The organism is Aminobacter sp. BE322 (genome assembly GCF_050433525.1).
GTDB lineage: Bacteria > Pseudomonadota > Alphaproteobacteria > Rhizobiales > Rhizobiaceae > Aminobacter.
Window position 1 is genome coordinate 119,600 of the sequence record NZ_JBNPXB010000005.1, and the last position, 24,653, is coordinate 144,252.

Annotated in this window: 22 protein-coding genes; 9 read left to right on the forward strand and 13 right to left on the reverse strand. The window is 66.0% G+C overall.

Annotated features, from left to right (window positions below; genetic code table 11):
- Positions 1–29: 29 nt before the first annotated feature.
- From J2X50_RS10175 to J2X50_RS10190, 4 genes are read left to right on the forward strand one after another with little or no spacing between them, the layout of a single operon-like run.
- Positions 30–956, forward strand: a complete 927-nt coding sequence (locus J2X50_RS10175; RefSeq protein WP_429094463.1) for an ABC transporter permease — start codon at positions 30–32, stop codon at positions 954–956.
- Positions 949–1,872: an ABC transporter permease gene (locus tag J2X50_RS10180; RefSeq protein WP_429094465.1), complete on the forward strand. Its 924-nt coding sequence runs from the start codon at positions 949–951 to the stop codon at positions 1,870–1,872. Before J2X50_RS10175 ends, J2X50_RS10180 begins: the two co-directional genes overlap by 8 nt.
- Complete coding sequence (locus tag J2X50_RS10185) at positions 1,853–2,911, forward strand: ABC transporter ATP-binding protein (RefSeq protein WP_429094467.1); 1,059 nt, start codon at positions 1,853–1,855, stop codon at positions 2,909–2,911. Before J2X50_RS10180 ends, J2X50_RS10185 begins: the two co-directional genes overlap by 20 nt.
- Before the next feature lie 13 nt (positions 2,912–2,924).
- Positions 2,925–3,902 carry an ABC transporter ATP-binding protein gene (locus J2X50_RS10190; protein WP_429094469.1) on the forward strand — a complete coding sequence of 326 codons (978 nt, stop codon included), beginning with the start codon at positions 2,925–2,927 and terminating at the stop codon, positions 3,900–3,902.
- Positions 3,903–4,001: 99 nt separating this feature from the next.
- Here J2X50_RS10190 and J2X50_RS10195 read toward each other — a convergent pair whose 3' ends face one another.
- The 3 genes from J2X50_RS10195 to J2X50_RS10205 form a co-directional block, all read right to left on the reverse strand.
- Positions 4,002–5,225: a Zn-dependent hydrolase gene (locus tag J2X50_RS10195; protein WP_429094471.1), complete on the reverse strand. Its 1,224-nt coding sequence runs from the start codon at positions 5,223–5,225 to the stop codon at positions 4,002–4,004.
- Positions 5,226–5,275: 50 nt separating this feature from the next.
- Positions 5,276–5,800 (reverse strand): L-2-amino-thiazoline-4-carboxylic acid hydrolase, encoded by a 525-nt coding sequence (locus J2X50_RS10200; protein WP_429094473.1) that lies wholly within the window; start codon positions 5,798–5,800, stop codon positions 5,276–5,278.
- A 65-nt stretch (positions 5,801–5,865) separates the two neighbouring features.
- Positions 5,866–6,639 carry a maleate cis-trans isomerase family protein gene (locus J2X50_RS10205; protein WP_429094475.1) on the reverse strand — a complete coding sequence of 258 codons (774 nt, stop codon included), beginning with the start codon at positions 6,637–6,639 and terminating at the stop codon, positions 5,866–5,868.
- A gap of 138 nt (positions 6,640–6,777) precedes the next feature.
- On the opposite strand from J2X50_RS10205, the gene J2X50_RS10210 reads away from it, so the two are divergent.
- Entirely contained in the window at positions 6,778–7,638 is an 861-nt protein-coding gene (locus tag J2X50_RS10210; RefSeq protein WP_429094477.1) for a LysR family transcriptional regulator, read from the forward strand.
- Here J2X50_RS10210 and J2X50_RS10215 read toward each other — a convergent pair whose 3' ends face one another.
- From J2X50_RS10215 to J2X50_RS10255, 9 genes are all read right to left on the reverse strand, one after another.
- The gene (locus tag J2X50_RS10215; RefSeq protein WP_429094479.1) at positions 7,639–8,412 is read right to left on the reverse strand and encodes an ABC transporter ATP-binding protein; all 774 of its coding nucleotides are present in this window, start codon (positions 8,410–8,412) and stop codon (positions 7,639–7,641) included.
- A gap of 8 nt (positions 8,413–8,420) precedes the next feature.
- Positions 8,421–9,302 carry an ABC transporter permease gene (locus J2X50_RS10220; RefSeq protein ID WP_429094481.1) on the reverse strand — a complete coding sequence of 294 codons (882 nt, stop codon included), beginning with the start codon at positions 9,300–9,302 and terminating at the stop codon, positions 8,421–8,423.
- Positions 9,303–9,313: 11 nt separating this feature from the next.
- Positions 9,314–10,303: an ABC transporter substrate-binding protein gene (locus J2X50_RS10225; protein WP_429094483.1), complete on the reverse strand. Its 990-nt coding sequence runs from the start codon at positions 10,301–10,303 to the stop codon at positions 9,314–9,316.
- Between the two features lie 262 nt (positions 10,304–10,565).
- Positions 10,566–11,480, reverse strand: a complete 915-nt coding sequence (locus J2X50_RS10230; RefSeq protein WP_429094485.1) for a carbohydrate kinase family protein — start codon at positions 11,478–11,480, stop codon at positions 10,566–10,568.
- Entirely contained in the window at positions 11,477–12,520 is a 1,044-nt protein-coding gene (locus J2X50_RS10235) for an ABC transporter ATP-binding protein (protein ID WP_429094486.1), read from the reverse strand. Before J2X50_RS10235 ends, J2X50_RS10230 begins: the two co-directional genes overlap by 4 nt.
- Positions 12,520–14,034: an argininosuccinate lyase gene (gene argH, locus J2X50_RS10240; RefSeq protein ID WP_429094488.1), complete on the reverse strand. Its 1,515-nt coding sequence runs from the start codon at positions 14,032–14,034 to the stop codon at positions 12,520–12,522. The genes J2X50_RS10235 and argH overlap by 1 nt, the downstream gene beginning before the upstream one ends.
- Positions 14,035–14,037: 3 nt before the next feature.
- A complete protein-coding gene (locus tag J2X50_RS10245) occupies positions 14,038–14,889 on the reverse strand; it encodes a carbohydrate ABC transporter permease (RefSeq protein ID WP_429094490.1) in 852 nt (283 codons plus the stop codon).
- Positions 14,886–15,830 (reverse strand): carbohydrate ABC transporter permease, encoded by a 945-nt coding sequence (locus J2X50_RS10250; RefSeq protein WP_429094492.1) that lies wholly within the window; start codon positions 15,828–15,830, stop codon positions 14,886–14,888. The genes J2X50_RS10245 and J2X50_RS10250 overlap by 4 nt, the downstream gene beginning before the upstream one ends.
- Before the next feature lie 13 nt (positions 15,831–15,843).
- Positions 15,844–17,097, reverse strand: coding sequence for an extracellular solute-binding protein (locus tag J2X50_RS10255; RefSeq protein ID WP_347967239.1), 1,254 nt, complete (start codon positions 17,095–17,097; stop codon positions 15,844–15,846).
- Positions 17,098–17,396: 299 nt separating this feature from the next.
- Between J2X50_RS10255 and J2X50_RS10260 the strand changes: the two genes are divergently transcribed.
- Genes J2X50_RS10260 through J2X50_RS10270 form a run of 3 tightly spaced genes read left to right on the forward strand, consistent with a single transcriptional unit; the run spans position 17,397 to position 21,945 of the window.
- Complete coding sequence (locus J2X50_RS10260) at positions 17,397–18,611, forward strand: ROK family protein (RefSeq protein WP_429094494.1); 1,215 nt, start codon at positions 17,397–17,399, stop codon at positions 18,609–18,611.
- Between the two features lie 30 nt (positions 18,612–18,641).
- A complete protein-coding gene (locus J2X50_RS10265; RefSeq protein ID WP_429094496.1) occupies positions 18,642–21,047 on the forward strand; it encodes a PIG-L family deacetylase in 2,406 nt (801 codons plus the stop codon).
- Positions 21,031–21,945: a DMT family transporter gene (locus J2X50_RS10270; protein ID WP_429094498.1), complete on the forward strand. Its 915-nt coding sequence runs from the start codon at positions 21,031–21,033 to the stop codon at positions 21,943–21,945. Before J2X50_RS10265 ends, J2X50_RS10270 begins: the two co-directional genes overlap by 17 nt.
- A gap of 90 nt (positions 21,946–22,035) precedes the next feature.
- On the opposite strand, the gene J2X50_RS10275 is transcribed toward J2X50_RS10270, so the two are convergent.
- On the reverse strand, positions 22,036–22,785 hold the full coding sequence (locus tag J2X50_RS10275) for a F0F1 ATP synthase subunit A (RefSeq protein WP_429094500.1): 750 nt from the start codon (positions 22,783–22,785) through the stop codon (positions 22,036–22,038).
- Positions 22,786–23,472: 687 nt separating this feature from the next.
- Between J2X50_RS10275 and J2X50_RS10280 the strand changes: the two genes are divergently transcribed.
- Positions 23,473–24,639 (forward strand): acyltransferase family protein, encoded by a 1,167-nt coding sequence (locus J2X50_RS10280; protein ID WP_429094502.1) that lies wholly within the window; start codon positions 23,473–23,475, stop codon positions 24,637–24,639.
- Positions 24,640–24,653 lie beyond the last annotated feature (14 nt).

The following is a 24,653-nucleotide window of genomic DNA, read 5'->3' on the forward strand; positions in this document are numbered from 1 at the left end:
GGGAAACATGGCTTGAACAGGGCAATGAAATGACAGGTTACATCCTGCGCCGGCTGATACAGTTCATCCCTGTGTTTCTCGGCACGACCTTTGTCGTCTTCTTCCTGGCATGGGGCATGCCAGGAGACCCCCTCGCGGGCAAATGCGGAGACAGGGAGTGTCCCGAAGCTTTCGTTGCCCAGGCGACCGAAGAGTTCAAGCTCGATCGACCGCTGATAGTCCGATACGGCTACTATGTTGCGGATCTGATGCAGGGCGACCTGGGAAAATCGTTCACCGGACGCGATGTGTCGGAACAGCTGCTAGCGGCATTTCCTGCGACCATCAGGCTCGCGCTGTTGGCGGTGGCAATCGAAGTGCTGATTGGCGTCGCCATCGGCATTCTGGCGGCGCTCAGACCCGGCGGCGCTTTCGACACGGCCAATCTCCTGCTGGGCCTGGTCATCATCGCCTTTCCCGGCTTCGTGATCGCCAACCTGGCCCAGTTGGTATTCGGTGTCCGGCTTGGTTGGTTCCCTGTGACCGTCAGCGACGCCAGCAGCTACTATCAGCTGCTGCTGCCCGCCATGGTCCTCGCACTCGCGCATCAGGTAACGCTGTCGCGGCTTACGCGGACGGCCGTGATCGACAGCCTGCAGAGCGACTACATCCGTACGGCCCAGACCAAGGGGCTGCGGATGAGCCGGATTGTCGGAATCCATGCCCTCCGCAACAGCCTCATCCCTGTCGTGACCTATGTCGGCAAGGATATCGGCGGGTTGCTGGCAGGGGCCGTGGTCGTGGAAGGCGTCTTCAATATCCGCGGCATCGGCGGGCTCATCGTTAGATCGATCCGGAGCCACGATGGCATCACTATCGTCGGCGCCGTCACGGTCATCGTCGTTGCCTATCTGATCATCAATCTCCTCGTGGACATCGCCTACGCGGTCCTGGACCCCCGGATTCGATATGACTGAAACCAAGACAACCATCGCGATGCCGGGAGGCTCGCCTGGAGAGTTCGTCGAAAACACCAGGCCTGGGCGCTCGCTGACCGGCGAAGCCGCAACGTTGCTCTTGCGCTCTCCCATGGTTTGGGTGGCTCTGGCCGTTCTGTTGATGCTGGTGGTCATGGCCGTGGCGCCCAGCCTGTTCACCTCGCTCGACCCGCGCCAGTGCCAGCTTCTCAATGCCCGCAAGCCGCCCAGCTATGGCCATTGGTTCGGTTTCGACATCCAAGGCTGCGACGTCTTTGCCAGGACTATCTACGGAGCCAGGGCGTCGCTGGTCGTGGCGCTGCTGGCGACGATCGGAAGCACATTTATCGGCGGGGTGGTGGGCCTGCTCGCCGGCTTTTATGGCGGGGCCACGGATTCGGTCATCTCCCGGATGACCGACGTGGTCCTCGGCTTGCCAACCCTGCTCGGCGCGATCGTCATCCTGGCGACTCTCGGGTCGGGAGATGGCAGCAGCATTATCCGGCTGGCGCTTGTGCTGTCCGTCCTGGGCTGGGCGACCGAGTCCAGACTGATGCGCGCAAGCGTGTTGCAGACCAAGCATGCCGAATATGTGCGTGCTGCGAGAATAGCCGGCGCGGGCGATCTCTGGATTGCGGTTCGGCACATCCTGCCCAATTCCGTCACACCGCTGCTGGTCATGGCCACGCTTTCGCTCGGTGGCTATGTCGGGGCCGAGGCGACCCTGTCCTATCTCGGGCTCGGCCTGCAGGCGCCGATCATTTCCTGGGGGACGGCAATCAGCGACGCCCAGCCCTATCTGGCCAGCGCCCCCCACATGCTGCTGTTTCCGAGTCTGCTGCTGACCGTGACGGTGCTTACCATGGTGCTGTTCGGAGAAGCCGTGCGGCGCGCCTTTGACCCACGTTCCCGGTAGAAAGCGCATGACGCCCTTCCAACGCAATTCTGCCTTCGAGCCGCTGCTTCGCGTCGACAGGCTGTCCCTCGCACTGGGGTCCGGTCCGAGCCGAACGCCGCTGCTGGACGAAGTATCGTTCGACATCCAGTCCGGCGAAGTCCTTGCCGTGATGGGGGAGTCGGGGGCGGGCAAGAGCATGACCGCCCTGGCGATCATGGGAATCCTGTCTCCTGGCATCCGCATAACCAACGGACGGATCTCATACCGCGGAGAGGATTTGCTGAACCTGTCTCCGGATCGCCGCCGCGGATTGCGCGGACCGGAAATGGCGATGGTCCACCAGGATGCGCCGACCGCGCTCAATCCGGTCTATTCCGTCGGCTGGCAGATCGCCGAGGTGTTCAAGGTGCACAAGGGGATGAGCTCCGCCGATGCCTGGCGGAACGCGGTCGAGCTGATGATGCGCGTCGGCCTGCCCAATGCCGCGGCTCGCGCCAAGGACTACCCCCACCAACTGTCCGGCGGCATGCGACAGCGCGTGATGATCGCCATGGCAATCGCGCTCGAACCCCGTCTGCTGATCGCCGACGAGCCGACCACCGCGCTCGATGTGACCGTGCAGTCGCAGATCATGCAACTGCTCGTGGCTCTCCAGGAGGAGAAGCGGATGGGCATGATGCTGGTGACCCACGACTTCGGGGTCGTCGCGGAAAATGCCGACCGCGTCGTCATCCTCTATGCGGGCCGCGTTGTCGAAAGCGGAACGCCGCAAAGCATCCTCAGCACCGCAGCCCATCCCTATTCGAGGGCGCTGGCCGCATGCGTGCCGAGGATGGACGAAGCAGCACAGCGCCTTCCTGTCATTCCCGGCAAGCCGGCGAGCCTGGCCGATGCGACGGCCGGCTGCGCCTTCGCTCCGCGATGCCCGTTGCGGCAGCAGATTTGCCTGCACGAGCGGCCTCCCTTGCGCGAAGTGGCGCCTGGGAAGATGGCCGCCTGTCACTTTAGCGAAGAGGTGCTTGCCGATGGAAGTCGGGCAGTCGTTTTCAAGCCCTGAGCCGGATCAGCCGTTGATCGAGGTTTCGGATCTGGTCTGTCATTTCCCGGTGCGCGCCGGACTGCTGCGCCGGACGGTTGGCTCGATCCAGGCGGTCGACAAGATCTCGTTTTCGGTCCAGCGCGGCGAGGGCCTCGGAGTCGTGGGCGAGTCCGGCTGCGGCAAGTCCACCATGGTCAACGCGCTGATGGGACTGGTACGCCCGACCAGCGGTTCGTTCCGCTATGCCGGGCGTGAAGTGTTCGACATGAGCCGAGCCGAAACGCGCCGTTGGCGGCGCGACGTCCAGATGGTGTTCCAGAACCCCTTTGCTTCCCTCGATCCCCGGATGACGGTTCGGCAGATCGTCGAGGAGCCTTTGCAGGTGAGTGGCCTACGGCTTGCCGCGGCCGAGCGGCGCGCCCAGGTGCTCCGGATGTTGGAGAAGGTCGGACTGGATGCCCGTCAGGCCGATCGCTATCCGCATCAGCTTTCGGGAGGACAGCGTCAGCGCGTGGGGATCGCGCGCAGCCTGATCCTGGGTCCGAAGGTGCTGTTCCTGGACGAGCCGGTTTCGGCGCTCGATGTGTCGGTTCAGGCCCAGGTGCTCAATCTCCTCGACGATCTGCGCCGGGAACTGGGACTGACCTTCGTCTTCATCGGACACGATCTCTCCGTGGTGCGCTACGTGAGCGAACGTATTGCGGTGATGTATCTCGGCCGGATCGTCGAGATCGGGCCACGGGAGGCGGTCTTCGAGCGGCCGCGGCATCCCTACACGCTTGCCTTGCTCTCGGCCGTGCCGCAGATCGAACGGGCCAGGCGTGATGCCCGCAAACGCATCACGCTTGTCGGCGACCCTCCCAATCCTGCAAATCCGCCCTCGGGATGCAGGTTCCGTACAAGATGCTGGAAGGCCTCCGACATCTGCGCCCGTCTGGATCCCGAGTTGAGCCCCCGATCCGAAAACAGCGGCCATATGGCTGCCTGCCATTATCCCGAGAGCCAATAACCGCATCGGGGATCACACGCGGACTGTTCAATGAGGGCATGCGCGACCATGCTCGTCCGTCAAGACGGCATGGCGACAGCCCGACGCCGAATGCCTTGGCTACAGCCGGCCCACGAGCATGAGGTCGATCTCCAGCACCGTGTGCAGCAGCACCGCCGCGCCATTGGCGCATTCCTCGGGCGAGGAATATTCCAGCTCGTTGTGCGACAGGCCGTCCTTCGACGGAATGAAGATCATCGCGGTAGGGGCGAGTGCCGCGACATGCGCCGCGTCGTGGCCGCCGCCCGAGACCATCTCGGCCGCCGAGAGGCCCAACGCCCGGGCGCTGCGGCGAACGGCATCGACGCAGCGCGGATCGAATTCGACCGGCGCCTTGTTCCAGATGCGGCTGACCTCGGCCGCCGGCGAGACATGCGCGACCTCGTCGCGCAACGCCTTCTCCATCGCCGCGAGCCCGGCTTCGGACGGATGGCGCAGGTCGACCTCGAGACGCACCGCGCCCGGCACCACGTTGCGGGAATTGGGTTCGGCCCGGATGAAGCCTGCGGTGCCCACGCCGGGCGCGTTGCGCCTGGCCAGGTCCTGCACGGCGATCACGATGTGCGCGGCGGCCACGAGCGCGTCGTCGCGCTGGCCCATCGGCGTGCTGCCGGCGTGCGATTCCGTGCCCTCGATGGTGATGTCGAACCAGCGCACGCCCTGCACCCCGGTGACGATGCCGATCTCGGTGCCCGCGGCCTCGAGCGCCGGGCCCTGCTCGATGTGCAGTTCGACATAGGCGGCGAAGTCGGGCCGGCTGGCGAGCTCGCCGCGGAAGCCGATGTCGCGTAGCGCCTGCCCGACGGTCGTTCCCGCCTTGTCCTCGATCGCCTCGACCTCCTCGACGGCGCGCACGCCGGCATAGACGCCCGATCCCATCATCGCCGGAGAGAAGCGCGAGCCCTCCTCGTTGGTCCAGTTGACCACCGTCAGCGGCCGCCGCAGCCGCATCGACGCCTCGCGCAGGCTGCGGACCAGCTCGACGCCGGCGAGCACGCCGAGTATGCCGTCGAAGCGTCCGCCGCCCGGCTGGGTGTCGAGATGGCTGCCGACGGCTATGGCGTCGAGGCCCATGTCCTCGCCGGGATAGGTCGCGAACATGTTGCCGATGCGGTCGACCTCGACCGTGCAGCCCAGCGCGCCGCATTCGGCCGCGAACCATTCGCGGACCTGCCGGTCCTCCTGCGAAAGCGCCAGGCGCGTTACCCCGGTGGTTCCGGACGCGCCGAACTGCGCGGTGGAAACGATGTCGTTCCACAGGCGGCTGCCGTCGATGCTTGCCATGACTTGTCGGGTTCCCGTGTGCTGGAGTGCGGCCGGTGCCTTGGCGCCGCTCATTCGGAGGCAGGCTTCGCCTTCGCGTCGAAGCGGTACTTGAAGTCGCAATGCGAGGCGCCTTCCATCACCGTCTGCGTGCGCTCCAGCGTGATGCGCGGATCGTAGCCGGTGCAGAACACGCCGTCGCGATTGCAGGAGAGCAGATGACCGATGTGGCCGAGGCCCATCTCCTTGTAGGTTTCGGCATAGCGGCAGCGCTTGACGTTGTAGTGGAACTCCTCGTCGGTGGCCTTGGTGACCTCGATGACGAGCGCATCGTCCTGCGTCCACAGGTCCTGCAGTTCCTGGAAGGTCCGCAGCGTCGTGCCGCCGGGCGTCTTGGCGGCAAAGCTCCTGCCGGCGGCGATGGCCGCCCGCGTGATCGCGGTGTCGAGGATCGACTGCGCGACCTCCTCGCCCAGCCTTTCGCGCATCACCTCGTAGATTGGCGCGATGATGCCCGCCTCGATCTTGCGCCGGGCGAGAATGCCGATCTCGCCGTCCATCGCGGCGCGCGAATCGACTGCCTTGTCCTTTTCCATCTCTGCTTTCCTTCTGCTTGTCCGTCCGGGCGGCAGCGCATGCCGCACCGACTGCCCTTTTCCTATCAGTACCTCAACAGGCGGCCCATGGCCGGTATGGCCGCACGGCTGCCGGCCTTCCGGAGCGCGTCCCACGCGAGCGCCTGGTTGCTCGTCACCACCGGCTTGCCGATCGCCTGCTCCACTGCCTCGATGATACTTGAACAGCGCAAGGCAGTGCACGACAGGAACACCGCGTCGACGTCGTTCTGCCCGATCTCGACGGCGGCATTGAAGATGTCGCGCGGATCGATGCGGGCGATGGTGACATCGCTCTCCTGGCCGAAGGTGGCGCGCGCGCCAATCTCGACGCCCTTGCCGGAAAGATAGTCCTCGACCATCGCGTTGACACTCGCCGGATAGGGCGTGACAAGGGCGATGCGGCGGGCGCCGAGCGCCGACAGCGCGGCAAGGCTGGCGCTGACCGGATCGGTCACCGCGATCCCCGGGCGAACGCTTCCGGCGATCCCGGCGATCCTGTCCGGACCGATGATCATCGAACCCGAGGTGCAGCCGAAGGCAACGACGTCGAGCCTGTCGTCGGGGAGCAGCAGCTCGATGGCACGCGGCAAATCGTCGGCCATCGCGGCGAGGCTCGCCGGCGAGAGGTCGCGGGCCATGGGGATGCGGCTCGCATAGACCTCGACGCCCGGCAGCGGCAGGAAGCGCCGCACCTCCGGCTCGATCACCGTATCGTTGGCGAGCACCACCAGGCCGATCGCCGCCACCGCGGCGGGACCGCCGTCGAGGCTGCAGGCAAGCGTCGCCCATCCGTCTCTATCGTCGCTCAGCGCTGGCATGTGCCGCAACCGCTCCTTCGTCGGCAGTCCTGGAGACCGGGGCCTCCCCTGTTTCCTGAAGAATGGCCCAAGGCGTTAATCGACGAAAGCGATATTTGGCCATAGATTGAATACGAAAATTCATTTATCGTCTGATCCATGGATACATCGCTGCTCCAGTGTTTCCTCACCGTGGCCGACACGCAGAGCTTTTCGGCGGCAGCGCAGCGCCTGAACATCACGCAGTCGACCGTCAGCCACAAGATCGCCCGGCTGGAAGATCTGCTCGGCAAGCAGCTGTTCGACCGTACGACGCGGACATGCGCGCTGACCGCGGACGGGCGGGACCTGATCGACCATGCCACGCGCGTGGTGCGGTCGGTCGACGACCTGGAGCAGAACTTCAAGCCCGGACTGCTGACGGGCACGCTGGTGGTGGGCGTTCCCGACGATCATTACCTGTTCGTGCCGCTGACCGCCGCCCTCAAGGACTTCATGCTGGAGAAGCCGCGGGTCGGGGTGGAAATAAGAGGCGGCCTGTCGAGCGACCTGACGCGCGACCTGCGCGAGCGCAACATCGACCTGGCCGTCATCCGCGACGTGCCGGGGGCATCGGGCAACGACGTGCTGTGCACCGAGAACCTGGTCTGGATCACCTCGACGAACTGGGTGCCGCCGAGCGACGGCGTCGTCCCGCTCGCGCTGGTGCGCGGCTCCTGCGCCTACAGGAAGGCGGCGATCTCGACGCTGGACAGCAATGGCGTGCCGTGGAAATGCATGGTGACCTGCACCAGCCTCCAGGGCGTGTTCGCCGTGGTGCGCGAAGGGCTGGCCGTGTCCGTGGTCACCGAAGGCGACGTCGGCCTCGGGGTCAGGGCCGCTCCCAGGAACGGCCTTTTGCCGCGCCTGCCGACCTCTTCGCTGACGATCAAATATTCGGAAAAGGAGCCAACGCTCGCTGCGCGTGCGTTGGCCCGCACCATGGCCGATGTCCTGACCGGAATGGCCAGCGCCAAATAGTCAGGCGGCCCTGGCCGCCATGCCGAAGATCAGCTGCCGCAAGCGGTGCCGCAACTGCGTGAATTCGGGATCCTCGGTTTGGTCGATGGTCCGCGGCCGCGGAATGTCGACCTTGACGATTTCGGCGATGCGGCCGGGATGTGGGCAGAGCACGACGATGCGGTCGGCGAGCAGGATCGCCTCGTCGATGTCGTGGGTCACGAACACCACCGTCTTCTTTTCCTGTATCCAGAGATCGACGAGGAACGACTGCATGTCGACGCGCGTCAGCGCATCGAGGGCGCCGAAGGGCTCGTCCATCAAGAGGATGCGCGGATCGACGGCCAGCGCGCGTGCGATCGCCACCCGCTGCTGCATGCCGCCCGACAGCTGGGCCGGGTAGGCGTCGGCGAATTTGGACAGCGCGACCCGTTCCAGTATCCGGTCGGCCTTGGCGATCCGCTCCGCCTTGGGCACGCCCGCGAGTTCCAGCCCGAAGGCGATGTTGTCGCGGACGCTGAGCCAGGGAAACGAGGTGTAGGACTGGAACACCATGCCGACGATGGGGTCGCGGCCGTCGACCGGCCGCCCGTCGATGCGGATTTCGCCGGCGGAGACGCCGCTCAGACCGGCTATGAGCCGCAGCAATGTGGACTTGCCGCAGCCGGACGGCCCGAGGAACACGACGAACTCTCCGTCCCCGACGGACAGCGAGACATCGCGCAGCGCGGTTACGGCCGAGGTTCCCGAGCCATAGGCTTTGGAAACATGGTCGACTTCGATCAGATTGGCCATCACTGCACCTACGAACGGGAACGCTGGAGATAGGGGAACAGGCGGCGGCCGGCGGCGATGAACAAGAGGTCGCTGGTCAGGCCCACCAGCCCGATGGAGATGATGCCGACGAAGATGGTCGCCGTGTCCATGTAGCGGGACGCCTTGAGGATCACGTAGCCGACGCCGCTGGAGGCGGCGACGATCTCGGCGATGACGATGTAGGTCCATGCCCAGCCGAGGACGATGCGCAGGTCGTTGAAGATCGCCGGCTTCGCCGCCGGCAGGATGACCTTGCGCACCAGCCGGGCCGGGCTCGCCCCCAGCATCATCGCCGATTCGATGAGCGCGATCGGCACCGACAAGGTGCTGACCATCACCATAAGCGTGAGCGTGAAGAAGGTGCCGACGAAGATCACCGAGAACTTCTGCGCGTCGTCGATACCCAGCCAGAGCACCAGCAGCGGGATGAATGCCGTTGCCGGCATGTAGCGCATGAAGGCGAGGCACGGCTCGAGCATCGACCGGAACAGCTGGAAGGAGCCCATCAAAAGCCCGAGCGGGACGGCGATGAGTGCCGCCAGCAGGAAGCCCACCCCGACGCGGTAGATGCTGACGGCGAGGTCGAGCACGAAGCCGTCCTGGAAATACAGCTGGCGCGCGGTCGTGAGCACGGCGAGCGGGCTCGGCAGGAAGAAGTCGCCCACGACGCCGAGCCCGGACACGGCGGACCAGAGCACGAGCAGCACGGCGAAGAAGGCCAGCGACATTGCCGTGGAGGTGGCCTTGTCCAGGCCCTTGCGGACCGCGAACAGGCTCGACCGGCGGCGCCTGGCGGCAACGGCCTTGCGGGCGCCCGGCGCGGACCAGTCCGCGCCGGCGCCGATGGAGGTTTGGACCGAATCCGACATCGGGCAGCCGCCTATTGCTTCGCCTTGCCGCCGAGGGCGGCGGCAAGGGGCCGGCCGTCGACCACGCTGGCCGGATCGAGATCGGCCTTCAGCAGGCCCAGCCCCTTGTAGAAATCGGCGCCGCGCCGGGTGACCTCGGCGATCTTTCCGGCCGCGTCAGCCGCGCCGATATAGGCCGCGTTGTCCTCGCGTGAGACGAATTCGAGGCCGGCGAGCGAAGCGCGGAACTCGTCGATCTTGATGCCCAGCGCATCGGCCATGATCTTGTTGGCTTCCTCGGAATTGGCCTTCCAGTAGTCATAGGCGTCGAAATAGCCCTGGATGAAACCGGCCACGGCCTCAGGATGCTGCTCGATCACGTCGGAACGAAACGCCACGGTGTCGACGATCAGCCCCGGTTTGTCCCTGGAGCTGACCAGGACGTGGCCCGACCGCTTGCCCGCCTGCGACAGCCAGGGATCCCAGGTCGCCGCACCGTCCAGCCGCCCGGCCACGAAGGCGGCGCCGGCGTCGCCGGCCCGCATGTTCTGAAGGTCGATGTCCTTCAGGCTGAGGCCCTCGTCGGCAAGCACGTTGAGCAGGAAGAAGTATGTGGCCGAGCCTTCCTCGGCGCCGATCCGGCGCCCCTTCAGGTCCTTGACGGTCTTGATGTCGCTGGCCGTGACGAGGCCTTCGCCGCCGGCGGAGAAGTCGACCGCAAGCACCTGCTTCACGCCGATTTTCTGGGCATTGTAGAAGATGAAGGTGTCGACGGTGGTCGCCCAGCCGTCGAGGCGGCCGGTGGCGATGGCTGCCGCCGTCGAGGCCTTGTCCTGGACGCTGACCAGCTCGACCTTGGCGTCATGCGCGGCGAAGAAGCCCTTCTCCTGCGCGAGATGGAGCAGGCCATAGCCGACCCAGGTCGTCATCGCCACTTTCAGCGACGGGGTTTCGGCGGCGAAGGCAGGCTTGAAAAGTGTGGCGGCGGCGATGACGCCGGCCGCGATTGCTTTCTTGATCATTTGCTTCTCCCTAAGGCGCAAGCGCGCCTTTCCTCTCGTTTGGCGGCGTGCCGGAGCCAGGGCCGGCGGCGCGCGGGAGCAAATGACCACGATGGATAAAATTACATAAGCGAATAATCCGCATCGATTAATGCAGCATCGCGATAGGCGGAGATGCCGGACGCCATCGTCTGGGCATGCCGCAGAACGCTGCGTCACGCCATCCCGCAGGGTGGGCCGACGCGTCCTTGGCGGATCCCGCCGGCGATCTCCCGTATTGGCGTCAGGAGGCGTCGCGGCGGAGAGGCCTGTCGAGGATGGCCGTGCCGCCGGCCGCCTGGACGGCGAGGCTGCCGAAGGTGACGCCAGCGGCAAGGCAGGCCTCGTCGCTTGCGCCCGACATCCAGGCGTCGATGAAACCGGCGTTGAAGGCATCGCCGGCGCCGGTGGTGTCGACGACCGTAACCTCCTCGGCGCGGCGATGCAGAACCTGCCCTCGCGCCTTCAGCCAGGCGCCATCGCCGCCGGCCTTGAGCGCGACGATCGGGAAAGCCTGGGCGAGGATCCCGATGGCTGCGATCGGATCGCTCTCCTGGGTGATCGCGATCGCCTCTTCCATGTTGGGCAGGAAGATGTCGACGCCGGCGCAGCGGTCGAGCAGTTCGGCCTCGTAGATCAGCGTCTCGTCCCAGCTTGGATCAAGCGAAACAGTGAGCCCCCCCGCCTTTGCACGAGACACCAGGTCGGGGATCTCGTGCAGCGTCGCATATTCGGCGATGTGGAGATGCCCGGCTGCGCCCCAGGCGAGCGCGGCGTCGAGCGTGTCGGGCAAGGCGGAGCCTGCGCGGCGCGAAAGGAAGGCGCGGTCGTTGCCGATCACCGAGGCGACGGTGACCTGCGGCCCCGCACCAGGCGACTTTTCAAGGAAACGCAGGTCGACATTGGCCCCGCGCAATTCAGGCTCGATGCCGGCCGACAGCGCGTCGGTGCCGAGGCGCGCGACAAGCGCCACCTCACGCCCCGCATGCGCCAGATGGGCTGCCGCGATGAAGGCGCCGCCACCGGCGGCCATCTTCATGTCCTCTGCAAATACCTCCCGGCCCAGCCCGGGCAGCGCGCCCAGGCCGGTGAAGATGAGGTCGCAATAGATCCGGCCGATGCTGAGCACGGCCGGGCGCTTGGCATGTCCCGAGGTCATTGACGGCCCAGGCTCTTTTCGGTCTTGGCGTCGAACAGGTAAAGGCTGCCGGGTGCCGCGCTGCAGGTCAGCTTGCTGCCCGCCGCCGGAATGAACTTGCCGGGAGCAGTGGCGATCACCGCCGCCCCGTCGATGTCGAGATGCACCAGCGTCTCCGGCCCGAGCGGCTCGACCGCGGTCACAATACCGCCGAGCGTCAGGCCGCCGTCCACGGCCTTGCCGTCGGGCAAGGCGATCAGGTCGTGCGGACGCACGCCGACAAGAATGTCGCCGCCCTGCCCGATCTCGACGCCGTGGCCGTTCTTGCGGCCCGGCACCAGGTTCATCGACGGGCTGCCGATGAAGCGCGCAGTGAACACGTCGACCGGGTTCTCGTAGAGGTCGGTCGGCGTGCCCGTCTGCAGGATTTGGCCGTCGCGCATGACGACGATCCGGTCGGCCATGGTCATGGCCTCGACCTGGTCGTGGGTGACGTAAACGGTCGTGGTCTTGAGCCGCTGGTGCAGGCGCTTGATCTCGATGCGCATCTGCGAGCGCAGCTGGGCATCGAGGTTCGAAAGCGGCTCGTCGAACAGGAATGCCGAGGGGTTGCGAACCATGGCGCGGCCGATGGCGACGCGCTGGCGCTGGCCGCCCGAAAGTGCGGCCGGCCGGCGTTCGAGATATTTCTCCAGGCCGAGGATGCGGGCTGCTTCCTCGATGCGCTGGTCCTTCTCGGCCTTGGGCAGCTTCGAGGTGTAGAGCCCGAAGCCGATGTTCTGGCGCACCGTCATATGCGGGTAGATGGCGTAGTTCTGGAACACCATGGCGATGTTGCGCTGCTTGGGCTCGCGCTCGTTCACCACCTCGCCGCCGATCCTGAGCGTACCACCGGAGATGTCTTCGAGGCCGGCGATCATGCGCAGCGTCGTCGACTTGCCGCAGCCCGAGGGGCCGACGAAGACGACGAATTCGCCGTCCGCGATCTTGAGGTCGATGCCCTGCACGGCGTCGACCTTGCCGTAGCGCTTGACCAGCTTTTCGAGTTCGATCGTCGCCATCAGCGCGCCCCCACCAACGCAGTGAATTTCTCGCCGAGTTCCTTCGCGGCTCTCGCCTCGTGCCCGGCATGCTCGTTTGCAACGGCTTCGAACGCCGCCGCCTTGTTCCTGTAGACGCCGAGCGCCTCGGCCATCGGCTCGGGCGCGGGGCCGCCGAAGCGGGCGCGCACGGCAACGAAATGCTCGGGCGAGACGATCTCTTCGAAGGTGTCGCGGCCGAACGACGGCTCGCGCCCGGTCGAATGCCTGAAGGCTTCGAGGAACGGCGCGTAGCCGTCCTTGGCGAGCCCGCCGCCGACGGCCACGACCGCCTTGGCCACGGTCGCGGCGATCTCGTGCGCCTCGCGGAACGACAGGCCCTCGATGCGCACCAGCGAGTCGGCAAGCTCGGTGATGGTGATGCAGGAGCGGCGTATGTTGTCGGCCACCCGCTCCGGGTCGATCCTGATCGCGGCGACGAAGGCGGCGAGCAGGTCGAGCACGCGGGAGGCTGCGGCGAAGGCCTCGTAGCCCATCGACTGGGTTTCGCCCTCGCTGTCGTTCATGTCGGTGAACGGCGTGTTGTGGATGACGTTGAGCACCGTCCGCGCCCGGCCCATGGTCTGACTGGCCAGCAGCCGCATGTGCTCGATCGGCACCGGGTTGCGCTTCTGCGGCATGATCGAGGAGATCTGCACGAAGGCATTGGGCACGTAGATCTGGCCGACCTCGAAGGCGGTCCAGAACTGGAAGTCCTGGATCAGCCGGCCGAGATGCAGGAACATCAGCTCGATCGCCGAATAGGTCGAGGTGATGTAGTCGGACGCCGCGATGCAGCTGTAGGAATTGCGCAGCGGCGCCGCAAAGCCGAGCAGCTCGGCGACGCGCTTCCGGTCGATCGGGAAGCCCGAGGTGGTGATCGCCGCAGCACCCATCGGCGACAGGTCGACGATCTTGCGCGCTTCCTCGAACCGTTCGATGTCGCGGATCAGCACCTCGATGGCAGCCGACAGATAGTGGCCGAAGGTCGAGGGCTGCGCCGGCTGGCCGTGGGTGTAGGCGACGACGAGCGTGCCCTTCTCGCGCTCTGCGGTCTCGATCATGGCGCTGAGCAGGTGGCGCGCCTTGACCATCAGCGCGTCGATGCGCTGCTTGAGGCCGAGCTTGAACAGAGTGTGGTCGATGTCGTTGCGCGAACGCGCCGTGTGCAGGCGGCCGGCGACGTCAGGCCCGAGACGGGCCTTCAGCTCCTTCTCGATGAGGAAGAAGAAGTCCTCGACCTCGCCGGTATATTCGAGCTTGGACGGATCGACCTCGCGGTCGATCGCCTCGAGTGCTCCGGCGATAGCCGACGCCTGCTTGCTGTCGAGGATGCCGGCTTCGGTCAGCATCACCAGATGGGCGCGGTCGATGACGCGGAAGCCGTCGACATGGTGGGTCTTGGCACCGTCGAACAGCGGCCTCAGCACCGTCTCCTTGTAGACGGGATCAGGGAAAACGCTCTTGTCGGCGAGCTTGGGGTTCAGTTCAGGCATTTTCTATCCCTTGAGCCCGGCGAGCATGACGCCGCGGACGATGTAGCGCTGGAGCACGAGGAAGACGATCAGCGTCGGCAGGGTGGCAATCGCCGCACCCGTCATGATCATCTCCCACTGGATGGACTGTTCGACGGCGAAGCTCGAGAGCCCCACCGGCAGCGTGTAGAGTTCGCGGCTGGTGGTCACGATCAGCGGCCAGAAGAAGGCGGTCCAGTTGCCGAGGAAGGTGAAGATGGCGAGCGCCGAGAGCGCCGGCGTCACCAGCGGCATGGCCACCTTCCACCAGATCTGGAACTCGTTGAGCCCGTCGACGCGCGCCGCTTCCAGGAAGTCGTTGGGCACGCCTTCGAAGAACTGCTTCATCAGGAAGGTGCCGAAAGCCGTCATCATGCCGGGGAACATGATGCCCCAGTAGCTGTCCAGCCAGCCGAGCTTGCTCGACATCAGGTACCACGGGATGACCAGCATCTCGGTCGGGATCATCAGCGTCGACAGGATGGCCAGGAAGATGAAATAGCGGCCGCGGAACTCGAACTTGGCGAGCGTGTAGCCGACGAGGCTGTCGAAGAACACGTTGGAGACGGTAACCGCCACCGCCACGATCATCGAGTTCATGAACCAGCGCACGAAGCGCCCGTCGGCCAGGATCGCGATGTAGTTCTGCAGCGTCGGCGCGGCGGGGATCAGGCGCAGGTCGTAGACCTGGCCGGCCGTCTTCAGCGACGTCGAGAACATGAAGGCCAGCGGCGTCACCATGATCAGGCCGCCGATGAACAGCAGCGTCCAGGCAATGATGCGACCGGGGCGGAGGTTGGCGTGCGACAGCGCCGGGGTTTGGGTGACGGCGCTCATTTCTTTTCCCTCAGGATCCAGAGCTGCAGCAGCGACACGCACAGCAGGATGGAGAACAGCACGACCGTCTGCGCCGCCGCATAACCCATCGCGTAGGACGAGAAGGCGGTCTGGTAAATCATCAGCACGAGCGGCTTGGTCGAACCGAGCGGGCCGCCCGGGTCGTTGGTGGTCATGTTGTAGACCTGGTCGAAGATGCGCAGGAAGCCGATCGACGAGAACACGACCAGGAATACGGTGGTGGGCTTCAAGAGCGGCAGCGTGATCTTGCGCAGGATCGCCCATTCGCCGAGGCCGTCGATGCGCGCGGCCTCATAGAAGGTGTTGGGGATGGCGCGCAGGCCGGCCATGAAGATGATGATCTGGAAGCCGAGGCCGGCCCAGATGGCGGTCACCATGATCGATGGCAAAGCCTGGTCGACCGAGCGGATGAACTGCTGCTGCGGCAAGCCGATCGTGCCGAGCGCGTTGTTGATCACGCCGATCGGCGGCGGCTGGTAGAACCAGCGCCACACCCAGGCCATGGCAGCGGCCGTGGTGAGATAGGGCAGGAAGTACATGCCGCGGATCAGCCCGTGCATGAAGCGCACGCGGTCGAGATAGAACGCGATGACGAACGACAGCAGCAGGCTGATCGGGGTGCCGATGACGAGGTAGGCGAAGGTGTTCTTGAACACCTTCCAGAACTGCGGGTCGGCGAACAGCTTCTGGTAGTTCGCCAGCCCGATGAACTGTGGCGGCTTCAAAAGATCCCAGTTGGTGAGCGAGAGCCAGAAGGCCTCGATCGTCGGATAGAAGCGGATGACCGAATAGAACAGGATCGGTACGGCGAGGAAACTCCACACCCACACCAGCCGTTTCGTCCGCATGGAACGGCGGTCCCAGAAGGTCCCGCCGGGGCGGCTCACCGCCGCCCCCTGTCGATCCGCTGCCACAGTCATTGGTGCCCCTGCCTTACTTGGCCGCGGCGTCGATGATCGCTTGCTCGGCGGCGGCGCCCTGAGCCAGCGAATCCTTCACCGACTGGCCTTCGAGCAGGATGCGGTTGGTCATGTCGATGGTGTTCTGGCGCTGGGCCGCCTCGTCCACGAACATGGTGGTGCGGGCGTATTCGAGACCCTTGAGGAACGGACCATAGATCGGGTCGGCGAGGTTGGCCTCGGTCATCGCCGCCGAGCGGCGCGCCGGCAGTTCGCCCACCGTCTTCAGCCAGACGTCCATGGCCTCGGGTGACGAGATATAGGCCAGGAACTTCTTGGCCGCCTCGAGCTTCTCGCCGCTGGTGGTGGCGCTGATGCCGTTGGCGAAATAGCTGGCGTAGTTGGAGCGCACGCCCTCGGCATTGGCAGGAAGCTCGGTCACGCCCCATTCGAAGCCCTCGATCGACTTGAAGGCGCCGAGGCGGAAAGTGCCGTCGATGGTCATGCCGGCCATGCCGCCGCGGAACGCCGCCTGGCCTTCGTCCATGAAGCCGGCCTGGCCGATCTTCTGCACCAGCTGCAGGTCGGTGTAGAACTTGAGCGCCTTTTCGCCGGCCTCGGTGTTGTAGGCCACCTTGCGGTCGCCGTCGGTGTAGGGCTCGCCGCCGAACTGGCGGATCAGCACCTCGCGCCACCACTGGTGGTCCTGCCCACCCATGTCGAGGGTCGAACCGGCGACCAGGAGGTTGCCGCTGGCATCACGCTTGGTGATCTTCTCGGCAGCCGCGACGAACTCGTCCAGCGTCTTCGGCGGGTTGGCCGGGTCGAGGCCAGCTTCGGTGAACAGCTTCTTGTTGTAGAACAGCGCCAGCGAACGCACGGCGGTCGGCAGGCCGTAATAGTCGTCGCCGCGCTTCATGGCGCTGACGATCGGGAAGAACTCGCTTTCGATCTTGTCGTGCGGGAAGGCGTCGGTCGGCAGCGGCTGAAGCAGGCCGCCGGCGACGAACTTGTCGAGCCAGCCGTAGAACAGCTGCATGACGTCCGGGCCCTGGCCGCCCATCTTGGCGGCGATCACGCGGGTCTGGTAGTCGGCATAGGGGAAGGTCGTCTGCTTGACGGTGATGTCGGGATTGGCCTTCTCGAAGTTCTCGATCAGCTGGTCCATCGCCTTGACGCGGGTGTCGAAGACATACTGCCAGTATTCGATCTCGACGGCCTGGGCCGCGTTGAGTGCCAGCGTGCTGAACCCTGCGATCAGTCCGGCAAACAATGTCGCTTTGCGCATTTTCAACCTCCAAAGACGCCCGCCGGAACTCCCGGACATCGGGCGATTGCTTCCCCTAGGCCGCGCCGTCCCGTGCGTTCGGGATGCGGGCCGCTTGCTTGAATTCATGGGTCATCCAATGCGGGCGGATCACGCCCGACAGCATTGACTCCAACGAGCTGCGGATCCTCCCCGCACCTAGGCTATACGGTTCCCTGTCGCCGGACGTTTGTCAATAAGATAATTTACTTGAATTAATCTATTGCGGGCGCAGCGGCTTACGCGTTATCAGTTTTGCGAGGAAGGTCAGGGTGGGCGGAATGGCATTTCAGCCGGGCAGCACGCATCAGGTCACTTTGGGGAAGAATCCGGAGCGCAGCCGCGATCACAACCGGCGCGTCGTGCTCGACGTCGTGCGCCGCAATGGTTCGCTCGGGCGCATGCAGATTGCGCGGCTCACCCATCTCACGGCGCAGGCCATCGCCAACATCGTCGACGAACTGGTCAGCGAAAAGCTGTTGATGGAGACGGGACGCCTGCGTTCCGGCCGCGGCCAGCCGCCGATCCAGTTCGCCGTCAACCCCGACGGCGCCATGACCATCGGCATCGAGGTGGCGTCCGACCACATCGTCTCGACCGTGCTCGACCTCTCCGGCCAGCCGCGCTCGAAGCAAATCACCCCTGTCCGCGACACCAGCCCCAGCCAGGTCATCGCCCATCTGCGCGCCGAGCTCGACGCCGTGCGCGCCGCCTTCAAGGCGCCGCTCCTCGGCATCGGCGTGGTCATGCCGGGACCGTTCGAGATCGAAGGCATGACCTCGGTGGGTCCGACGACCCTGCCTGGCTGGGCCGACATCGATGCGGCGAGCCTGCTCACCGGGGCCTGCGGCGAGCAGGTTACCGTCGAGAACGACGCCAATGCCGCCGCCGTCGGCGAGCGGCTTTTCGGTGCCGGCCATTCGATCTCCAGCTTCGCCATGATCTATTTCGGCGCCGGCGTCGGCCTCGGCATGATCCAGGACGGCGTTCCCTTCCGCGGCGCCTTCGGCAATGCCGGCGAGATCGGTCACGTCGTCGTCGCCCCGCGCGGCAAGGCCTGCCCCTGCGGCCAGCACGGCTGCCTCGAACGCTATGCCTCGCTCCATGCGCTGCGCGAAAAGCTCGCCGAAGCGGACATCGCCGATGCCGATTTCGCCGACCTGTCGCGGCTGCATACGGAGCGCCACCCGGTGTTCGTCGAATGGATGGACGAGACCGCCACCTATCTCGCCCCGATGATCGCCATGATCGAGAACATCCTCGATCCGGAGACCGTGATCCTCGGCGGCACGCTGCCCGATGCCGTCATCGACGGTCTCATCGCGCGCATGGGGACGCTGCCGATCTCTGTGGCCAGCCGCAGGAGGCGCGCGCTGCCGAGGGTCCTGCGCGGCCAGACCGGACAATTCACCGCCGCGCTGGGAGCGGCAGCACTGCCGCTGTTCGAAGTCGTGACGCCGAAGCTCGAGACTTCCGCGCCCCTGCCTTTCGACTAGCCGCCTGACATACGCATACGGAGGACCAGCATGCTCACCGCCCGAGAACGCATCGAGAGACAGAAATCCAGCCCGTCTTTGCTGAGGCTTCACCGGGCGCTTAGCCGGCTCAAGTCCACCGTGACGATGATGAACACCGGCGCCCATCCCGACGACGAGCAGAGCGGCCTGCTCGCCTGGTTCCGCCTCGGCCTCGGCATGCGCGTCGTCGTCGCCTGCTCGACGCGCGGCGAAGGCGGGCAGAATTCGCTCGGGCCGGAGCGGCTCGGCGTGCTCGGCATGATGCGCACCCGCGAAATGGAAGAGGCCGCGCGCGCGCTCGACGCCGACGTCCACTGGCTCGGCCACGGCCCGGAGGATCCCGTCCACGATTTCGGCTTCTCCAAGGACGGCGACCAGACCTTCACCCGCTGGGGCGAGATACGCACGGTCGAGCGGCTGGTGCGCGCCTATCGCAGCGAGCGGCCCGACATCGTCATCCCGACCTTCCTCGACGTGCCGGGACAGCACGGCCACCACCGCGCCATGACCCGCGCCGCCGAGACCGCCATCCGCATGGCCGCCGATCCGGAAGCCTTCCCGGAGCACTTCGCCGAAGGCATGAGCCCGTGGCAGGTGGCGAAATATTACCTGCCGGCCTGGTCGGGCGGCGGCGACACCTATGACGACGAGGTGCCCCCGCCGGATGCGACCGTCACCGTCGACGCCTCGGGCCGCGAGCCGGCGACCGGCGCCGAATACGACCGCATCGGCGAATGGTCGCGCTACTACCACGCCTCGCAGGGCATGGGACACTGGCCCGACCGGGCCGACACGCGCTGGCCGCTGCACCTGCTGCTGGCCCGGGATGGCGCCAAAGCTGAAAATTCGGTGCTCGACGGCCTGCCCTCGTCGCTCGCCGAACTCGCGACCTCCAAGGATCTCTCGTCCGATACCGCCCGGGCGCTTGCCGGAGCTGCCGTTGCCATCGACAAGGCCATTGCGGCCTTCCCGCATGCGGAAGCGATCATCGCCGCCCTCAGCGAGGCAGCGCGCCAGCTCGGCAAGGCCATAGCGAACGCATCGCCCGCCTTCCTCGACCTCCATCGCCACCGCCTCGACCGCAAGGCACGCGAGATCGACGCAGCACTGATCGAGGCCGCCGGCATCTTCGACCGCGCCGTGCTTGCCCCGGCGACGCTGTCGCCCGGCGAGACGGGCATGCTGACCGTCGAACTCGCGCCAGGCGCCGCAGGCCGCGCGGTGAAGGTGGAGCCGAAGCTGCCGCAGGCCATCACCGCCGCGACCAATGCCGAGAGCGGCGGCCGCCGCAGCTTCTCCGTTTCCGCTTCCGCCGATGCGTCCTATTCGAAGCTCTACGCTCCGGCATGGTCGGCGCTCGGCGGCAATGGCGAGGCGCATGTCGTCGTCTCGGCCGAGTTCGATGGCCACGTGGCGCGTGCCACCTTCGACCTCGAAGAGCCCTTCGCCGTCCTCCCCGCCAGTTCCGTGGTCATGGAGCCCGAGGCGATCATTGCCCCGATCGACGGCGGCCGGCGCGAATGGCCGGTCGCGCCCCGCGTCTCCGGCAATCCAGCCGCGGTCGCGCTCAACATGGGCGGCGGCTGGTCGCTCGCCGAAACGGCCGCCGGCCAGGTCGTTCGCGCCCCCGCAATGCCGGTCCCGGGCCTGGTGACGGTCACGCCGCTGGTCGGCGGCCGGCCAGGACTCAGGCTCACGCCGATTTCCTATCCGCATATCGGCCGGATCGTCCACCGCCAGCCCGAGACGCTGAAAGTGCTCTCGCTCGACCTCAGGCTGCCCGAGGGCGCGCGCGTCGGCTATGTCGGCGCCGGTGCCGACCGCGTCGGCCTCTGGCTTTCGCGCATGGGCCTCGACGTCACCGAACTCGACGCCAAGGCGCTTGCCGGCGACCTCAGCCGCTTCACCACCATCGTCGTCGGCATCTTCGCCTTCGGCATCCGCAAGGACCTCGCCGCTGCCACCGGGAGGCTGCACCGCTTCGTCGAGGACGGCGGCCACCTCGTCACGCTCTATCACCGCCCGACCGACGGTTGGGATCCACTGGCCACGCCGCCGAGGAAACTCGAGATCGGCTCGCCGTCGTTACGCTGGCGCGTAACGGATCCCAACGCCGAGGTCACGGTGCTCGCGCCGGACCACGTCCTGTTGAAGGGCCCGAACGCCATCGGCCCGCAGGACTGGTCCGGCTGGGACAAGGAGCGCGGGCTCTACTTTGCCGCCCGCTGGGACGAGGCTTACAAGCCGCTCGTGTCGATGCACGACGTCAACGAACAGCCGCTTCTTGGCGCGATCGTCTCCGCCGGGATCGGCAAGGGCCGCCACACCCACACATCGCTCGTGCTGCACCACCAGCTCGACAAGCTCGTCCCCGGCGCCTTCAGGCTGATGGCCAATCTTGTCCAGCCAGCCTGACCCCGAACCGCCGCTCCAGGCGGGGGAGGAGCGGCGCAAGGACAACCGCGAGGGCATCCTCTGGGTGCTCGCCGACATGTTGCTGGTGGCCGGCGGCATGACGGCGCTGGTCAAGGCGCAAGGGATGACCTACCCCGCCTTCCAGCTGGTCTTCATCCGCGCCATGATCGGGCTGATGTTCATCCTGCCGCTGATCTGGCGGCACCGCTTCCACATCCGCCACACCAGGCACCCGTGGAAGAACGTCTCGCGCGTCACCTGCAACGCGATCGCGCTGACCAGCCAGTTCCTCGCCTACACGCTTCTGCCGCTCGCGGTGGTCAACGCGCTCGGCTTCTCGCGACCACTGGTCACCATGGCCATGGCGGTCGCGTTTCTCGGCGAGCGCGTCTCGCGGCTGCGCTGGGTCGGCGCCGGCCTCGCCTTCGCCGGCGTGCTGGTCATGCTGGCGCCCGGCGGCGTCGGCTGGAATGTCGGGCTGCTCGCGGTGTTCGGCACGGTCGTCTTCGGTTCGCTGGCGATCATCCAGACGCGCGCGCTGCGCGACGAGAACACCACCGTGATGATGGTGTTCTACACGGTCGGCCTGGCGGTCATCACCGCGGTGCCCGCGGTCATCGTCTGGCAGCCGGTGAAGCCGTTCGACTGGATCCCGTTGCTCGGCATCGGCCTGCTCGCGCAGGCCGGCCAATACTGCTTCCTGCGCGCCTATCGCCTCGCCGAGGCGAGCGTGCTCGCGCCCATCGGCTACCTTTCGATCGTGGTGACCGCGGCGGCCGGCTACATCTTCTTCGGCGAGATCCCGGAGATGCGCATCGTCGCCGGCTCGGCGGTCATCCTCGTCGCACTGCAGGCGACCGCCATCCTCGAGCACCGCGCGGCGAAGAAGCGGAAATAGCCGGCCCGTCCCCGCAGCCCATGAAAAAACCGCCGGGACACGTCCCGGCGGTTGAGGCTACGTGCTGCTGCTGGAATTCGGGCCGGCGGATCAGTGACCCGGATGGATCGCGTCGTTCAGGTACATGCAGGTGAGCATGGTGAAGATGTAGGCCTGGATCACCGCCATCAGCAGTTCGAGCGCGGTCAGCGCGACGGTCATCGCGAGCGGCAGGATCGCGCCGATCACGCCCAGCGTTCCGAGGCCGGACATGCTGACCACGAAGCCGGCGAACACCTTGAGCGTGATGTGGCCCGCCAGCATCACCGCAAACAGACGCACCGAATGGCTGACCGGGCGCGAGATGTAGGAAATGACCTCGATCGGAACGATGATCGGCGACAGGATGAGCGGGACTCCGGACGGCAGGAACAGCCGGAAGAAGCCCAACCCATGCTTCCAGATGCCGTAGAGCGTGACCGTGCCGAACACCAGCATGGCGAAGGCGAAGGTGACGATGATCTGGCTTGTAACCGTGAACGCATAGGGGAACAGGCCGATGAGGTTCGCGACCAGGATGAAGACGAACAGCGAGAACACCAGCGGGAAGAATCGCATCCCCCCTTCGCCGGCGTTGTCGCGCAGCGTCTTGGAGACGAATTCGTAGATCAGTTCGGAGACCGACTGCAGGCGTGACGGCACGAGCGCGCGGCTGCTGGAGGACGCCAGCAGGAACAGGCCGCCGAGCACCGCCGCCCCGGCCATGTAGGCCGAGGAATTGGTGAAGGCGACCTGCTGCCCCCCGAGCTCGAAGAGGGTGAATATCGGCTTGATTTCAAACTGTTCTAGTGGTCCCGCCACGGCGCCTCTCCGGTCGGCTCGATTGATGGTGCGAAGGCGCGCGCCGGGGACCCCCCCGGAACCGAACGTGTCCGGGACCGACCGGCCCGACCACGAACGCAACGGCGGCCCGCCAGCTGCGGATCGGCAACGTCTTCGCGATGATTCAGGATGGATTCCGGTCGGGGTGACAAATGCGTGGCGCCATCGAATGATGGGGCCGTCCCCGAACGAACAAAGGCACTGGTCGTCCAGCGCGTCGGCTTCCTAGCCTAAGCGGACGGCCTCGGCAAGACACATGTGCCTGGCTCCTTGCGCCGATGCGCGGAAACAGCATCCCTCGCCGCCAACAGCAAGGTTGCAGTGCACAACGCACGAAAATCCGGAGAACCGCCCATAATATCGACGAACTACATGAAGTATATTTCAACATCTTCCGAATTTATCTGGAAATGTTGATAGCCAATTGCAAAAATGAAAACGCATTTCGCGAGGAAACAAAATATTACCTGCACGACCCGCAATGAGAAGACAAAAACAATTGAAGGCCATATTTCGATGTAGACATCCATCTTGCGCGCACGGCATCGATCGCTGGAGATTTATTGCCGGCCGGCAGGGTCCGACGTTCCGCGCGCATGATTGAGCTTGGCCGGGCAACCCCGCCGAGGCCTTTGATCGGAGTCGGGAATCCGGAGGGATCGGTCCATGCTGGACCCGCGGGAAAACCAGCTTGACGCGCTGAGGGCTATCGCCGTCTCGTTCGTGCTCTATGCGCATTTTTATGCCGACCAAGGCTCCAACTGGGGCCATTTCGGCGTGCGCCTGTTCTTCATACTCAGCGGATTCCTGATAACGCGCCTGCTGCTGGACGCGCGCGCCGCGGCGAGATTCGAGCCGGCGACCGCACTCAAGGCGTTCTATGCGCGCCGCGCGCTGCGCATCTTTCCGCTCTATTTCGCCATGATCGGCTTTGTCTGGCTGGTCGACCTCGAACAGTCGCGCGGCTCGCTCGCCTGGCACGCGCTCTATTTGTCCAATTTCTGGTTCGCCCAACGCGACGCCTGGGAGCCCTGGGTGCTCAGCCACACCTGGAGCCTCAGCATCGAAGAACAGTTCTACCTCATATGGCCGCTGGTGGTCCTGTTCGCACCGCGTCGGTCGATCGTGGCGATCTGCATCGGCGTCATCGCCTTCTCGCTCGCCTACCGCCTCTACTGGCCCTTCACCGCGACGCCGTCGCTTGCCCGCGACCTGCTGCCGCCAGCGTCGATGGATGCGCTCGGGTCGGGCGCGTTGCTCGCCGCCTATCGGTCGGAGCACCCGGGCTGGCCGCGCTGGGCGAGACTGGCCTGGATGCCGGCCGCCGGCGCGTTCCTGTTCCTGCAATGGTTCGCGCCCTCGCCCGCCACCCCGACGCAGGAATGGGTGCGCTGGATCGCGCTGGAGATCCTGCCGCTGCTGCCGCTCACGATGCTGGTGGGAAGCTGCTCGGCGGGCCTCGCCGGCTGGGCCGGGCGGCTGGCCGAACTTCCGCCGCTGACGGCCCTGGGGCGCATCAGCTACGGTGTCTACCTGCTGCATCCGATCGCCCTGTCGCTGACCGTCAAGGCGCAATCCTGGATACCGCTCAACGTCTCCAGCCAGGGGGCGGGCCGGCTCCTCGTCGCCTCTATCGCCACGCTCGTCGCTGCCTCGCTCTCCTGGCTGTTCTTCGAAACGCGCCTGAACGCCCTCAAGCGCCATTTCCCCTATGTCGACGCAGACGGCCGCCGGACGGCCGGTCCCATCGGCGCAAGAGCCTGGCCCGCCAACGATGGGCTCACCGCCCGCCCGGACCAGCCGGAAGCACTGCCGGCTTCCGAGATCAGATGAACCCGTTCAAGGCG